At 44.8% G+C, this 13922-nt stretch carries 14 protein-coding genes; 6 read left to right on the forward strand and 8 right to left on the reverse strand.

Annotated elements, in window-relative coordinates:
- The first annotated feature begins 63 nt into the window (after positions 1 to 63).
- Entirely contained in the window at positions 64 to 1257 is a 1194-nt protein-coding gene (locus myaer_RS09480; protein WP_046661908.1) for an NAD(P)/FAD-dependent oxidoreductase, read from the forward strand.
- Positions 1258 to 1259: 2 nt separating this feature from the next.
- Here the strand turns inward: myaer_RS09480 and myaer_RS09485 are convergent, their stop codons facing one another.
- On the reverse strand, positions 1260 to 1535 hold the full coding sequence (locus myaer_RS09485; protein ID WP_002768833.1) for a hypothetical protein: 276 nt from the start codon (positions 1533 to 1535) through the stop codon (positions 1260 to 1262).
- 313 nt (positions 1536 to 1848) lie between these two features.
- Between myaer_RS09485 and cysS the strand changes: the two genes are divergently transcribed.
- A complete protein-coding gene (gene cysS, locus myaer_RS09490; RefSeq protein WP_046661909.1) occupies positions 1849 to 3291 on the forward strand; it encodes a cysteine--tRNA ligase in 1443 nt (480 codons plus the stop codon).
- Here the strand turns inward: cysS and myaer_RS09495 are convergent.
- Positions 3274 to 4803 (reverse strand): glycine betaine ABC transporter substrate-binding protein, encoded by a 1530-nt coding sequence (locus myaer_RS09495; RefSeq protein ID WP_046661910.1) that lies wholly within the window; start codon positions 4801 to 4803, stop codon positions 3274 to 3276. The two genes, cysS and myaer_RS09495, sit on opposite strands and share 18 nt — an antisense overlap.
- 118 nt (positions 4804 to 4921) lie before the next feature.
- Here myaer_RS09495 and myaer_RS09500 point away from each other — a divergent pair, with 118 nt between their 5' ends.
- Complete coding sequence (locus myaer_RS09500) at positions 4922 to 5926, forward strand: CHAD domain-containing protein (RefSeq protein ID WP_046661911.1); 1005 nt, start codon at positions 4922 to 4924, stop codon at positions 5924 to 5926.
- A gap of 12 nt (positions 5927 to 5938) precedes the next feature.
- Positions 5939 to 7372: a bifunctional orotidine-5'-phosphate decarboxylase/orotate phosphoribosyltransferase gene (locus myaer_RS09505; RefSeq protein ID WP_046661912.1), complete on the forward strand. Its 1434-nt coding sequence runs from the start codon at positions 5939 to 5941 to the stop codon at positions 7370 to 7372.
- Positions 7373 to 7608: 236 nt separating this feature from the next.
- Here the strand turns inward: myaer_RS09505 and myaer_RS09510 are convergent, their stop codons facing one another.
- From myaer_RS09510 to carA, 5 genes are all read right to left on the reverse strand, one after another.
- Positions 7609 to 7905 carry a DUF1816 domain-containing protein gene (locus myaer_RS09510; RefSeq protein WP_046661913.1) on the reverse strand — a complete coding sequence of 99 codons (297 nt, stop codon included), beginning with the start codon at positions 7903 to 7905 and terminating at the stop codon, positions 7609 to 7611.
- A 112-nt stretch (positions 7906 to 8017) separates the two neighbouring features.
- Complete coding sequence (gene rlmB, locus myaer_RS09515; protein WP_046661914.1) at positions 8018 to 8884, reverse strand: 23S rRNA (guanosine(2251)-2'-O)-methyltransferase RlmB; 867 nt, start codon at positions 8882 to 8884, stop codon at positions 8018 to 8020.
- Between the two features lie 46 nt (positions 8885 to 8930).
- Positions 8931 to 9347 (reverse strand): Mini-ribonuclease 3, encoded by a 417-nt coding sequence (locus myaer_RS09520; protein ID WP_046661915.1) that lies wholly within the window; start codon positions 9345 to 9347, stop codon positions 8931 to 8933.
- Positions 9348 to 9350: 3 nt separating this feature from the next.
- On the reverse strand, positions 9351 to 9701 hold the full coding sequence (locus myaer_RS09525; protein ID WP_046661916.1) for an STAS domain-containing protein: 351 nt from the start codon (positions 9699 to 9701) through the stop codon (positions 9351 to 9353).
- A gap of 74 nt (positions 9702 to 9775) precedes the next feature.
- Entirely contained in the window at positions 9776 to 10924 is a 1149-nt protein-coding gene (carA, locus tag myaer_RS09530) for a glutamine-hydrolyzing carbamoyl-phosphate synthase small subunit (RefSeq protein ID WP_046661917.1), read from the reverse strand.
- Between the two features lie 197 nt (positions 10925 to 11121).
- On the opposite strand from carA, the gene myaer_RS09535 reads away from it, so the two are divergent.
- The gene (locus myaer_RS09535; RefSeq protein ID WP_046661918.1) at positions 11122 to 12015 is read left to right on the forward strand and encodes a transposase; all 894 of its coding nucleotides are present in this window, start codon (positions 11122 to 11124) and stop codon (positions 12013 to 12015) included.
- Between the two features lie 526 nt (positions 12016 to 12541).
- Positions 12542 to 13321, forward strand: coding sequence for a pentapeptide repeat-containing protein (locus tag myaer_RS09545; protein WP_046661919.1), 780 nt, complete (start codon positions 12542 to 12544; stop codon positions 13319 to 13321).
- Positions 13322 to 13362: 41 nt separating this feature from the next.
- Here the strand turns inward: myaer_RS09545 and myaer_RS09550 are convergent, their stop codons facing one another.
- Positions 13363 to 13890, reverse strand: coding sequence for a hypothetical protein (locus myaer_RS09550; protein WP_046661920.1), 528 nt, complete (start codon positions 13888 to 13890; stop codon positions 13363 to 13365).
- Positions 13891 to 13922: the final 32 nt, after the last annotated feature.

Raw genomic sequence — 13922 nt, forward strand, 5'->3', positions numbered from 1 at the left:
GAACCAAGGAACCGAGCAAGTATAATGATAGAATAGATTAATCGAGGAAAAATTAGCCCAATTATGACCACAACTTATGATTATATAATTATCGGTGGTGGTATCACCGGTTCCGCCTTAAGCTATGAACTAGCCAACCTAGGCAGTCGAGTCCTCTTATTAGAAAAAGAAACCCATCCCCTCAACGCCACTTTCTACAGTTACGGGGGTTTAGCCTATTGGTCGGCTACCACAGAAATCGAGAGAAAATTATATCAAGAAGGTCGAGAAATTCAGCGCAATTTATCCCAAGAATTGGGCATAGATAACGAATACCGGGACATAGACTTAATTCTCACCGTTAACCCCGAAGATGATCCGGTCACTGTGGCCGAAAAATTTGCTATCTTTGCTATTACCCCCGAAATTCTCGATCCGCAAGCAGCGATCGCTTTAGAACCTCTATTAAATCCCGCAGCTATTTCGGGAGTTTTACGACTGCCCCACGGTCACATTAACGCCGAAAAAACTAATCTTGCCTATCAACAAGCTTTTCTGCGTCTGGGAGGCAAGATTATTCGGGAAGCTGTCATCGAATTAATTGAAACTGCATCGAGAATTACCGGCGTAAAAACTCCTAAAAATAATTATCATGCCGGGGAAACTATCGTTTGTGCGGGGGGATTAACCCGGTCTTTACTGCAAAAATCTGGTATTGCTGCTCCCGTCTATTTTACCCATGCCCAGGTGATCAAAATTCCCCCCAGCGAAATCAAATTAAACACCCTAGTTATGCCTGCAATTCCTGCCAGATTGGTATTAGAGCAAAAAATCACCCAACTAGAAAATCAGGGCATTTGGCAGAGAGAAACCCCAGAAATAATTGCCAGTGTTTTAGAAACGGGGGCGGTACAATTCCGGGATCAAAGCCTTTATCTAGGGCAAATTAGCGCCATTATCACCGATCCAGGTGCGATTTTAAACCCTCTGGCGGGGGAAAAAGCAATACGCACCGCCGTGGGGACATTGCTGCCCTCTTTAGCCTCTCTCCCCGGAAGTTGTCATCATTGCCTAGTGGCCTTTGCCCCCTCGGGACGGGCCCTAGTGGGAGCGATCGCCGATAAACTGGGATTGCAGGTATTTTCTGGCTTTACCAGTACAATTGTATCGGCTCCGCCCCTGGCCCGACGTTTTGCGCGTCATCTGCTGGGGGAAAATGACGAGATAATTACTAATTTACAAAAGTTAAGAGAGAAATTAACTGATGGTTGCAATTAATCCTAATCGACTTTTTCCAACTGCCAAAGAATTTGGTTTCCCTCCCGTCTGACCCGGGAGATTACCCAATTTCGCCACGGCCAATGGTCGCCGCGACTGGTAACGGCCCCTGGATTAATATCCATTAAATCGGCCACTTCGGCGCTGGTAATCAAATAACCGCGATTGGCCACTTCATCGGCAATGCGTAGGGTTTCGATGAGATTTCTTAGCTGGTCAACTCTTTCTCCCCGGGGTAATTGGATTTCATCGCCAGCGCTATTAGGTGGTTCATTCATGGTGATGGTCTGGTCAAAGTTGATTAACAATAAAAATTGTCGGTTGAGGCAAACAATCAAGCTTCCCCTATCGTTATTCTATCGATTTCAACAATAATAGTCCTCATCAAAACAGTCCTATCTCCTCGAATCTTACCGTCACATCTTTACTAAAACCCTAAAAACCCCTTGACAAAAAACACAAAATATAGTAGGGAAATCAGGGAAAGTGGTTAGCGGTTACTGATAACTGATCACTGATAACTGATAACTGATCACTGATAACTGCTATAAAATTGGACTAGCCTTTTTCCCCAGAAAAAAATCCCCATCCATGACCTTAATCCTCTACAACACCCTCAGTCGTCGCGAAGAACCCTTTACCCCCCTCATCCCCGGCATTGTCTCCATGTATTGCTGCGGCATTACCGTCTATGATTATTGCCATTTGGGTCATGCGCGTACCTGTGTGGTTTGGGATGTGGTGCGGCGTTATTTAGAGTATCTCGGCTATAAAGTGCGCTATATTCAGAATTTCACCGATATTGACGATAAAATTCTCAATCGGGCTAAAAATGAACATACCACCATGGCAGCCGTAGCCGAGAAATTTATCCAGGCCTACTTTGAGGATATGGCAAAATTAGGAGTCAGACCGGCGGACGCTTATCCCCGGGCCACTCATACCCTCGACGGCATCAAGCGCCTAGTCTATGAATTAGAACAAAAAGGCTATGCCTACCCCAGCGATGGCGATGTTTACTATTCCGTCCGTCGTTTTTCCGATTATGGCAAACTATCAGGGCGAAAACTGGATGATTTGCAAGCCGGGGCCAGCGGCCGGGTAGAAACCGACGACCCGGAAGCAATTAAAAAACAAGACCCCTTTGATTTTGCCCTCTGGAAAGGGGCAAAACCGGGGGAACCTAGTTGGGATTCTCCCTGGGGCCAAGGTCGTCCGGGGTGGCATATTGAATGTTCGGCCATGGTCAAAGAACAATTGGGAGAAACTATCGATATTCATGTGGGGGGAAGTGATCTAATTTTTCCCCACCACGAAAACGAAATTGCCCAAAGTGAAGCGGCTACGGGTAAACCTCTGGCCCAATATTGGTTACATAATGGCATGGTTAAGGTGGCAGGGGAAAAAATGTCAAAATCCCTCGGTAATTTCATCACTATTCGCGAGTTATTGGCAAAATATGACCCCTTAGCCGTGAGATTATTAATTTTAGGCGCCCAATACCGCAAACCGATTGATTTTTCTGATGAGGGATTGCAGGCGGCCACTAATGGCTGGCATACTTTACAAGAGGGTTTATCCTTTGGTTATAAGCATCTTCAGCAAGATAATCCCGCAATTACCGACCAAGAGCTAGAAAATCGCTTTCAAGAGGCGGTAAATCACGATTTTAACTTTGCCGGTGGTTTAGCGGTGTTATTTGAAATCGCTAAGGAATTACGCAAGGAGGGTAATAATTTAACCCATGCGGGTAAGACAGACAGCAATCTCGCCCAATTAGCGGTAAAATGGCATACTTTGGTGAAATTGTCTAGGGTTTTGGGCTTAGAAATGGCCGCTGACCAGGGAGAAACCCCTGTTTCTGAGGGAATTAGTGCAGCGGATATCGAAAATCTGATCCAACAACGGACAGAGGCGAAAAAAGCGAAAAATTACGCCGAAAGCGATCGCATTCGCGCAGAATTAAAAGCCCAAGGCATTAGTTTAATCGACCAACCCGGGGGAGTGACTAAATGGTTAAGAGAGGGAGACTAGAAATTCTTTGACCACTTCCTCCACCCTACGATCGCGTCCATCCACCTGATAGTTTAATTTCTGCATGGCTGTGGAGGTAATTTTGCCGGTGAGTTTGGCTAAAACCTGTCGCAATTGTGGATATTTTTGCAAACTATCCAGGTTAAAAATCGGTACCGCTTCGTAGGGAGGAAAATAGCGTCGATCATCTTCTAGGATGACTAAATCTAGCACGGGAATTAAGCCATCGGTGGAATTTCCCGCCACTAAATCCACTTGTTTTTCGGCTAAAGCGCGGTACATTAACCCTAAATCCATCACTTTCGGGGGTCGGGCAAAATTTAGCCCGTAGGTCTTCGCTAATCCCTTGTAACCGTCTTCCCTTTCCAAAAATTCATAACCAAAACCCGCTTGCCAATTGGGGGTATATTTAGCCGCTTGCGAGAGAGTTTTCAGATTGTATTGACTGGCGGTTTCTCCCCGGATAACAATGGCGAAAGTATTCTCGAATCCTAAACTGGGAAAGACTTCTAGATTAAATTTTTCTGGATAAATCTCTTGCAGCTTTTCAGAGACTAATCGGGCATCGTTAAGGGGTTTTTCTTGCAAAATTCCCGTGAAAGCCGTGCCAGAATACTCCACATAACCGTCGATTTTACCCGCTTTCACCGCTTCATGACAGATCAGAGTACCGCCGAGATTAAATTGACGTTCGACCCTTAAATTCGTCTCTTTTTCGATCTCCTGTGCCAAAATTTCCCCTAAAATCACCTGTTCGGTAAAATTTTTGGAACCGATCACCACGGTGCCGGGGGATGAATGGAAAATCTGAGTCAAGAGGAAAGATAGCAAGGCCAACCCGATTAAACCTAAGCCCCATTGCCATTTAGAGGGCTTTTTCGGACGTTGCGAAGGGGAAAAGGTCTTTTCTAGCCAACCGAGACTCCAATCGGCAACAAGGGCTAAAAAAGCGGCAGGAATTGCTCCCGCCAAAATTAACTGATTGTTGACCGTGGCAATACCGCGAAAAATAAACACTCCCAAACCACCGCCACCGATAGCGGCTGCGATCGTAGCCACACCGATAGCAATCACCGTCGCAATTCTCACTCCTGCCAAAATTGTCGCCCCGGCCAGGGGTAATTCGATATAGCGCAGGATTTGACCGTCGGTCATGCCTAGGGATAACCCGGCTAATTTTAATTCGGGATCAACTTTTTTGATGCCCAGATAGGTATTTAAAACAATTGGCAGTAAAGTATAGAGAGTTAGGGCAACAATAGCGGGAATTTTGCCGATTCCTCCCAAAAAAGGCACGGAAATTAAAAAGCCAAATAGGGCTAAACTGGGGATAGTCTGTAGGGTGTTAACGATCGCTATAATCGGTGGGGCGAGAATAGCTTGACGACTAATTAAAATACCTAGAGGAATCCCGATTAAGCTACCCATAGCCATGGCTATTCCCGTCAAGAAAAGATGCTCTCCAGTGCGAAAAGCGATTTCCCCCGCATAATCTAGCCAAAAACTATCCATAAACTTCTCTTAAAGCTGCTGCTTCATCCTATTGTGTAGAATAAATGGTATCTATTAGTTCCAGTCTTTATTTAAAGATTCTATCACCATCTTGACATTATTTCCTCCCTAAAGACAAATGACTAACAAATTTAATCCTCAAGCTAAAACTGTTGCCGATTGGGCCTATATCGGTATTGATAAACATTTTCATAAAGTTCTTAAACACGAAGTTGGGGTTTTACTCGATCAGGATACGGAAGAATTACATCAAATTCGTGTGGGAATGCGCCGTCTTCGCAGTACCTTAACCGGTTTTGCCCCCGCTTTAACCATGCCGAAATATGCCGATCAAAAACGGGTGGGTAATCTGGGCAGAATTTTAGGAGAATTGCGGGATTTAGATGTGTTAAAAGAGGCTTTTATCGGTCATTATCAGCCAATTTTACCACCGAAAGAACAGGAGTTACTAAAGAAAGTTTTAGAGGTTCTCGAAAGCCGAAGAAAGAAGGCTTTTGCTAAGGTAGAAAAACTCTTAAAGTCCGATAAATTTCTCAATTTTAAGGCAGATTTTGCCCGTTGGTTGGATAATCCTACCTATCAACCGATAGGAAAATTAGATATTGCCACGGTTTTACCAGACTTATTATTACCGCAAGCGAGTCACTTTTTACTCCATGAAGGCTGGTTAATTGGGGTAAATTTAGAGGAAGATCAAAAAGTACGAGAGTTTTCTAGTCAAGAAATTGATGCCTTATTGGAAAAAGAAGGATTATTACTGCACGATCTCCGTAAAGAAGCCAAGCGTTCCCGCTATAATATGGAGTTATTTACTCAGTTTTATGGCGACAAGTATCGAGAATATCTAGAAGATATTAAAAACCTTCAAGGTATTCTCGGAGAAATGCAGGATTGTTGTGTTCTCTCGGATTTTCTTAGCCAAATTTTCCCTAATTGTCTTGCCAAGGAAATGCCCACTTTACTAGAAATTTTCCAAAATATCCGTCACCAAAAATGGCAAGAATGGCAACCACTACAAAAGAAATTCCTTGACGCTGACACCAGAAAAAGTCTGCACCAGACAATTTTACAGCCTATTTTTCGGCCAAATAGTGTAGAATTAGAGACTAATCCAGAATCCTGAGATTAGGAACCGATGAATTTTTTTCAAAAGTTAAACCACGCCATTGGTCAAAACCAGACTCTACTTGTCCTCGGTTTAGATGCTAACCCCGAAATGATGCCCTCCACCCCGGGAGAATTAATCGTTAATTTAGAACAGTGGCTCAAGTTTATTATCGATGAAACTGCCCCTTTTGTCTGTGCCTACAAACCAACTTTAGGCTTTTATCAAGCTTTGGGAGCGGCAGGGTTAGAATTATTACAGCGAATTTTAACGGCAATTCCCCCTCATATCCCGGTCATTTTGGATGCTAAACACGGCGATATTAATACTAGCAGTGTTTTAGCTGAGACTATCTTTAAAACTTGGCAGGTGGACGCGGTTACTCTCAATCCCTACTCCGGACAGGATCACGTTGCTCCTTTTTTAGTTTACCCCGAGCATGGCGCTTTTATCCTTTGTCATACTTCCAATCAAGGTGCGATTAATCTGCAAGAATTCCCCAGTCGCGACAATCCTTTTTATCTGCAAGTTGTCAAAGAAGCTTGCACTTGGGGAACTCCCGAACAGGTGTTTTTAGAAGTGGGAACCACTCAACCAGAGATTTTGAAAAAGATTCGCAATTTTGCCCCCGAAAGATTGATTTTATTACGCAGTATTTGGGAAGAAAAAAGTAAATTCTCCGAGTTAATTACTGTGGGTTTAAATAGCCATGGCGAGGGTTTATTAATTCCTGTACCCCAAGACTTTTTATCTCAACCTGATTTGGGGGCAAAAGTCAAGGATTTACGCGAGGAAGTCAACAAGATTAAACAAAATCAAAGGCAAGAATCGAGCGGAGATGATACTTGGACTGCTAACGTTTGTCTTTTAAAACAACATCCTCATCAGGATTTAATTCTACAATTATTTGATATTGGTTGCTTGATGTTTGGCGATTATGTGCAAGCGTCGGGAGAAACTTTTTCCTATTATATCGATCTGAGAAAAATTATCTCTAATCCTAATATTTTTCAGCAGGTAATTGAAGCCTATGGAGAAATATTAAAAACCTTGACATTTGACCGCATTGCTGGTATTCCCTACGGCTCTTTACCTACAGCTACGGGTTTATCTTTATTATTAAATCATCCGATGATTTTCCCCCGCAAAGAAGTAAAAGCTCACGGCACAAGAAGAGTAATTGAAGGTAATTTTCAAGTGGGGGAAACGGTGGTAGTGGTGGACGATATTTTAATTTCTGGCAAAAGTGCGATCGAGGGGGCAGAAAAAATTAAATCGGCGGGATTATTAGTTAATGATATCGTGGTTTTTATCGATCATGGTGGCCCTGTTAAAGATAAACTTCGTAGCCATGGTTATCAACCTTATTCGGTTTTAACCCTAGCAGAAATTACCGATACTCTCTACGAAGCAGGAAGACTGACAGAAGCAGAATATAGCTGCTTTTTAAATCGATCCCATTGATATTTAGCCATCAGTTATCAGTTATCAGTAGGAAAATAGAATATTAAGTGAGCAGTATTACGGTCTTTATCCTCAAGAGGCAGTTTAACCTAATTCGGTATTCATCCTGACTCCCAAAAACGAAAACTTCCTATCTCAGCCTTAAGATAACTGCCATAAGTAGCAGCCTTATGCTGTCTTTTCACTGTTTACTGATCACTGATTACTGATCACTGATTACCGATCACTGAAAATTGTTAAGAAACTTGACTGCGTAACACCTTTAGGGGATTGAGGAGCTTGCTTTCTTCTTTTTCCTCAAAAATAGTTAAATCTTTCGGTTGACAACGTTTTATATCTAATTTAATCCCCTGCGCTCCTTCTGTTTTCAAATCTTCTTCGTAACCGGCTTGAGCGACTTCAGCCTCGTCTTTAGCGAGAAAAGGACCGAAATAATAAGTACATCTGGGATAGTCGGTTTTAATCTCGACCCAGTAGGCTAATCCGAACCTTTCGAGTAAGCTAATCAAAAATTCTTTCATTTCGTTCCCCATCTAAATCTACTCTGGTGGTTTTGTTACGTTTGTTTACATTTCGCAAACTTCCTTCCTATTTTATTTATACTTTCTCCTTTTGGCTATTGGGAGTGTCGAAAAATACAGATTTTCAGTCGGGGGAATTTTGCCAGCGTTGACGGTAAACCTCGTAAAGAGCCATAGCTGCCGCCACCGAAGCATTGAGACTGGCGGTTTTGCCTGCCAAGGGGATAGATACCAACTCATCGCAGGACTTTTGGGTCAACAGACTCAACCCCTCACCCTCCGAACCTATTACCAATCCTATCGCACCCGTTAAATTGATTGTGTGTAAAGATTTACCAGTTTTTGCCGCCGTGCCGTAGAGCCAAAAACCAGCCGCTTTTAATTCCTCTAAAGCACGATTGAGATTGACCACCCTGGCCACAGGTAAATATTCCAAGGCCCCCGCCGCCACTTTCATCACCGTCGATGTCACCCCGGCGGCGCGACGTTGGGGAATAACCACCCCCTGACAACCCATGGCCTCGGCGGTGCGAATAATTGCCCCCAGGTTATGGGGATCCGTAATACCTTCAGCGATAACAATCACGGGGTGGCGACTTTTGCCCTTAGCTTTCTCGATCAGATCGGCTAATTCGATATACTCATAGGGGGACATCTGGGCCGCAATCCCCTGATGATTGGCCTTACTGGTAATCTGATCGAGACGCAGATCGTCCACCTCATCAATCACCGTGCCGTTGGCTTTGGCCTTTTCCAAGAGGGTATGATAACGGGGATCGTAACGGAGTCGATTAACCACCCAAATCCGATTCAGTTGGCGCTCCTCCTCCATGGCCGTTAAAACCACCCGGCGACCGTAGAGCAGATCATCAGCTTCTTGGTTTTCTGGAGTTACTGCCAGGGATTTAGTCAGAATTGGCCCAGTTTTTGGCCGCGAGGGCCGGCGAGAATTACGATTATCGGACTTATCACGAAATGGTCGATCGCTCATGGTTGCATGGATTAATAAAAGGGGGGTCGGGAATAATACCTGAGGGCTATAATTCTAGTTTTTCTAATAGTTGATGTAATCTTGAGGGGTCTTGCAGATAAAGATAGCCGAACAGGGTTTCTAAACTGCTGGCCTGCTGATAGACTTGGGCTGTCAGACGACGGCGTTTTCCCGTGACCGCATTGCGTCCCCGGCGCAGAATTTCTTTTTCTTGGTCTGTCAGATAGGGCTGCAGTTGTGCTAAATCTAAAGCCTGTTGTTCGGCCCTGACTTTGCCCACCACCTGAGCGTGATAGTCCCCGAGACGCTGGGGCGGCAGTAAATAATAGGTGCGGATGTATAATTCATAAACAGCATCCCCCAGATAGGCCAGAGAAGCGGGCGATAATCGGTCAAGACCCTCTAGGAGTGGTGAACCCTCGCCATTGACCTGTAAGCGAATTTTTTCGAGAGGAGATTCCACGATTTACGCTTTTTCTAGATGTTTTATCGCTTCTTCTAGGGTGGGTTGCAGGGAAAAAAACTTCTCCAATCGCACCAGTTTTACGGTTTGAGTTACCCGGGGATTGGTAACAATTTGTAAACTGCCCCCTTCGGTTTTGGCCTTTTTCACCAATTTTACCAAAGCCCCTAAACCGGAGCTATCGATAAAATCAATCTGAGCCAGGCTAATAATCACATCCTTGGGACCTTCCTCCACATAGCCTTCGATCACCTTACAAAAAGTCGGTTCGGAAAAGGCATCTAAAAGACCCGTCAAACGGAAAATTTGGTACTTATCTCTGACCTCACGCGTGCCTCGCAAGCTGACAGTCAAGTTAATTGCTTCTGGAATAATCGCCTCCTAGCTCGAGAGCCGTAAAAATCAAAACCCTAGTATATCCTAAAAATTTACGACCGATCCTTTTTTGCTTGCCGCATTAAATCAACAAATTGGCCAAACAGATAATCAGCATCGTGGGGGCCGGGACTGGCCTCGGGGTGGTATTGTACCGAGAAAAAGGGCAAAGACTTGTGTTTTAACCCCGCTACGGTGCGATCATTGAGGTTGAGATGGGTAATCTCCACTTCCTGGTTTAAAGAGGCTTCCTGCACCGCAAAACCGTGATTCTGACTGGTAATTTCCACCTGTTGCTGCAGTCCACAGGGTTGATTTAACCCGCGATGACCAAATTTCAGTTTAAAGGTTTCTGCTCCTAGGGATAGCCCTAAAATTTGATGACCCATACAGATGCCAAAAGTGGGTTTTTCCCCTTGTAAAAGTTGCTTGGCTAGGGCAATACCTTCGGTAACAGCCGCTGGATCTCCCGGTCCGTTGGAAAAGAAAATACCATCGGGATTATATTCGGCGATTTTTTCCGGGGGAGTGTCGGCGGGAACCACGATTACCCGACAACCGTAGCTGGCTAAACGCCGGAGAATATTGCGTTTGATGCCAAAATCGATCGCCACCACCGTTAATGCCTCTTGATCACTATCAATTGGCGCAAATTCCCAAGCGGAGGGGGTGGGAGTCGTCCATTCGTACACTTCCTTGGTGGTTACTTCTTTGACGAGATTTAACCCGGCCATACTGGGGGCTGCTTGCACCAGCCGCAGTAAATCATGATAATCGAGTATTTCCGTAGAAATTGCCCCATTCATCGCCCCAAACGAGCGAATTTTGCGGGTCAGGGAGCGGGTATCGATGCCGTAGATGCCAATAACATGATGAGCGGCCAGATAATCCGGTAGGGATTGGCTAGAACGCCAATTACTGGGCCGGTGGCAGATATTTTTGGCGATCGCTCCTTTCACCTGGGGACGAATTGACTCCTCATCCTCGGGGTTAACCCCCGTATTTCCCAATTCCGGATAGGTAAAAGTGACGATTTGACCGGCATAACTGGGATCGGTGAGAACTTCCTGATAACCGGTCATCCCCGTGTTAAAGACAACTTCGCCGACAGTGGTTCCCTTGGCTCCGAAGGAATAACCCTCGTAAACCGTACCATCGGCCAGAACTAATAAGGCTTTTTGACTAGCAGCACTTGATATCATCGTCAATTTTTTAATCTTGAGTAGTGGTGAGAAACAGAAGTCAAGGATAGACTAGAACAGGGACTAGAAAACGAATTGCTTAGTTTTAATTGGCTAGAGCGTTTTATGATTAAGAGTACATCCGCTTAAAGACAACAGCTTCCCCTGACTAGCCATCGGCAAGATCCTATCGCTTAAAAAATAACTATATAAGTAATATGAGTCCAAGAAAACTGACTGATGCCACGAAAAAAGAAATTCTTAAGCTTTATCGGGAAACGGAGTCCACCACTTCCACCTTAGCCGAGCGTTATGGCGTGAGTAGCTCTACGGTCAGTCGTTTTCTCAAAAATTCTTTTTCTAGCGAGGAATACGAGCAGTTAATCCAGAAAAAACGCTTGGCCCGCAATCCTCGTGGCCTCGAGGAGGAGGGAGCAGCAGCGGATTTACCAGAAAAAGCGATCGAGGTGATTAGTTTTCGGGCAGCGCGCATCGAAGCTAAGGATGAGCAGGCTTTTGAGCAACCGATCGCTTCTGTGGAACAATTAACCCTGTTAATGGATACCTCTTACCCGTCAGAAGCAGATAATTCGGAAGATACAGAAATTAATGGCGATAAACCCCTAGAAAACTCTAATTTAACCGAGTTTTTCGTCGAAGCTATCGAGGAAGAGGAGGAAGATGAGCTTGACGAGGATTGGGATGAAGAGGAGGATGAGGAGGATGAAGATGAAGATGAAGATGAGGAGGATGAGGAACTAGCGGGGAGCTATTTAGGCCCGACTATCGTTAAAACAGCCCAATTACAGATATTACCCCTATCGGCGGCGGCTTTTCCCAAAACCTGTTACTTGGTGATTGATCGCGCTGCCGAATTAATCACCCGTCCCCTCAAGGATTTTGCCGAATTGGGTAAGGTTCCCCCTCAGGAAATCCAGCAGCGCACTCTCCCCATCTTTGAAAGTCATCGCATCGCTCGTCGTTTCTCCAAGCGCAAGGAAAAAGTGATTAAAGTTCCCGACGGTCGCCTGATCGAAAAAGCTCACGCTCAACTGGAAGCGAAAGGGATCACCCGTCTGCTCATGGATGGTCGTATCTACGCTTTAGAGTAGGGAATTAGCGGGTTAGCAGGGGTTAGGAGATGGAGGAAGTGGGGTGTGGGGTGTGGGGTGTAGGGTGTGGGGTGTGGGGTGTGGGGTGTCGGAAGAATAAATAGAAATAATCTCCTGTCTCCTGTCTCCTGTCTCCTGACTCCTGACTCCTGACTCCTGACTCCTGACTCCTGACTCCTGACTCCTGACTCCTGACTCAAGGCTGACGGCTAAAAAGCTGAATAATCGAGTTTAAACAATAGATAAGTTTTTTAACAAGAGTAGTGTTAGATACTAATTACCCGATGGACTGGGGTAGAATTGGAAAAACCAGTCAAACTGTTTTAGCCAAGCTATTTAACTATGATGAAAATTAACTTGCTGTTCGGGTTATCTTCTCTTAAAAAATCGACAAAAAACTTTACATAAACTCAAAAGAGAGCCTGATAAATTTCTTATCTAAAAGCTGAGTTAGTTATCGGACGAGGTTTTTAGGTGTTTTTGTTGATTACTTCTTAACCACCATCTTATAAGTAGAAGAAGGGAGATGAAAGTTAATCAGTTACTAAGACTCTACGAACAAGGAGAGCGGGATTTTTTAGCCATTGACTTGATGAGTCTAGATCTACAACAAGTGACTCTAATCGCTGTCAATTTTGCTGCGGCCAATTTGCGCGGAACTAATTTGAGCCGCTCTTTTCTGACTAAATCAAATCTGCGGGGAGCGAGTTTGAATTGGGCGAATTTAACCTATGCCAAATTAAGTCAAGCGCAATTAGTGGAAGCGGACTTAACCAAAGCCAATCTCACCGGGGCCTTTATGGTACAGGCTAACCTGCGTAACTCGCGATTAAGTGGTGCGGATCTTTCCCATGCTAATCTCCGGGGGGCGAATTTATGCGGGGCAAATTTATGCGGGGCGAATTTATACTTAGTTAATCTCTTGGAGGCAAACCTAGATAAAGTCAATCTCAATTGGGCTAATTTGCAGGAAGCGCGGTTAAGTGGGGCTAAATGTCGTCAGATTTCCGCAAGGGAAGCCAATTTTAGCGGCTCTTTTGTTAAAGAGGTGGACTTTCAGGGGGCCAATTTAGAAAGGGCTAATTTTAGCGAGGCACGTCTGACGGGTAGTGATTTACGCGGGGCCAATTTAGCGGGTGCTAATCTAGCGGGAGCGCGTTTACAAGAGGTAAATCTACAGGGAGCGGACTTGAGGGGTGCTAACTTGACGGGGACTTGTTTTGAGAGTGTCACTGGTTGGACAGAAATCGTCCAAGAAGATGATATTTTTCCCCTAGACTGGTTTCAGCCTCGTTTTGCCACTTAAAAGTCAATATATCTGCCGAAAGCCCCTCCTTTTTCTATCAATTAACGATTAGCTGGACTGGTTAATCTTTGCTTAGGAATGGGGATTTGGGGAGCATTATTCGGCTCGTCCTCGAAGGGTAAAGCAGGGGGAGGAGGAGGAGTGGTAGCACTGGGAGATGGTGCTGGAGATGGACTGGGATTAGCCACAGCGGGGGGACTTTTCGGGGTGAGGACGGGTGCGGGAGAGCTAAAACCGAGGAGAGCTTTGCCAAAGGGAAAAACATTTCTCCAGCGTTGAATATTGGGATGGCCAAACCAATCTTGACGGGATACCTTCACCGAGAGGATAGGTGCGATCGCACCTGATTTTTCGGCCGTTATTAATAAATCAATTTTATTAAGACCCTGTTGTTGATTAAAACGACTGATGATAGTTTTCTCCGCTAATTGCGATGCTCTAGTCAATAATCCTTCGTAGGATTCTCCTCGTTTAACTGTGATGGGAAGATTAACAGTGGATTGAGCAAAAACCACATCAACGGCAATAATTCCCGTCAGCAGCGTTAAAACAGTAATAGACTTGTACATAGGACAGACGGTTAAACAGGCACTGCCTGTCT

It is taken from the genome of Microcystis aeruginosa NIES-2549 (genome assembly GCF_000981785.2).
Lineage (GTDB): Bacteria > Cyanobacteriota > Cyanobacteriia > Cyanobacteriales > Microcystaceae > Microcystis > Microcystis aeruginosa_C.

Bases quoted from the DNA above. Each gene is read 5' to 3' on its own strand.
- myaer_RS09480 (WP_046661908.1), top strand. From the start codon at position 64: ATGACCACAACTTATGATTATATAATTATCGGTGGTGGTATCACCGGT.
- myaer_RS09485 (WP_002768833.1), bottom strand. From the start codon at position 1,535: ATGAATGAACCACCTAATAGCGCTGGCGATGAAATCCAATTACCCCGG.
- cysS (WP_046661909.1), top strand. From the start codon at position 1,849: ATGACCTTAATCCTCTACAACACCCTCAGTCGTCGCGAAGAACCCTTT.
- myaer_RS09495 (WP_046661910.1), bottom strand. From the start codon at position 4,803: ATGGATAGTTTTTGGCTAGATTATGCGGGGGAAATCGCTTTTCGCACT.
- myaer_RS09500 (WP_046661911.1), top strand. From the start codon at position 4,922: ATGACTAACAAATTTAATCCTCAAGCTAAAACTGTTGCCGATTGGGCC.
- myaer_RS09505 (WP_046661912.1), top strand. From the start codon at position 5,939: ATGAATTTTTTTCAAAAGTTAAACCACGCCATTGGTCAAAACCAGACT.
- myaer_RS09510 (WP_046661913.1), bottom strand. From the start codon at position 7,905: ATGGGGAACGAAATGAAAGAATTTTTGATTAGCTTACTCGAAAGGTTC.
- rlmB (WP_046661914.1), bottom strand. From the start codon at position 8,884: ATGAGCGATCGACCATTTCGTGATAAGTCCGATAATCGTAATTCTCGC.
- carA (WP_046661917.1), bottom strand. From the start codon at position 10,924: ATGATATCAAGTGCTGCTAGTCAAAAAGCCTTATTAGTTCTGGCCGAT.
- myaer_RS09535 (WP_046661918.1), top strand. From the start codon at position 11,122: ATGAGTCCAAGAAAACTGACTGATGCCACGAAAAAAGAAATTCTTAAG.
- myaer_RS09545 (WP_046661919.1), top strand. From the start codon at position 12,542: ATGAAAGTTAATCAGTTACTAAGACTCTACGAACAAGGAGAGCGGGAT.
- myaer_RS09550 (WP_046661920.1), bottom strand. From the start codon at position 13,890: ATGTACAAGTCTATTACTGTTTTAACGCTGCTGACGGGAATTATTGCC.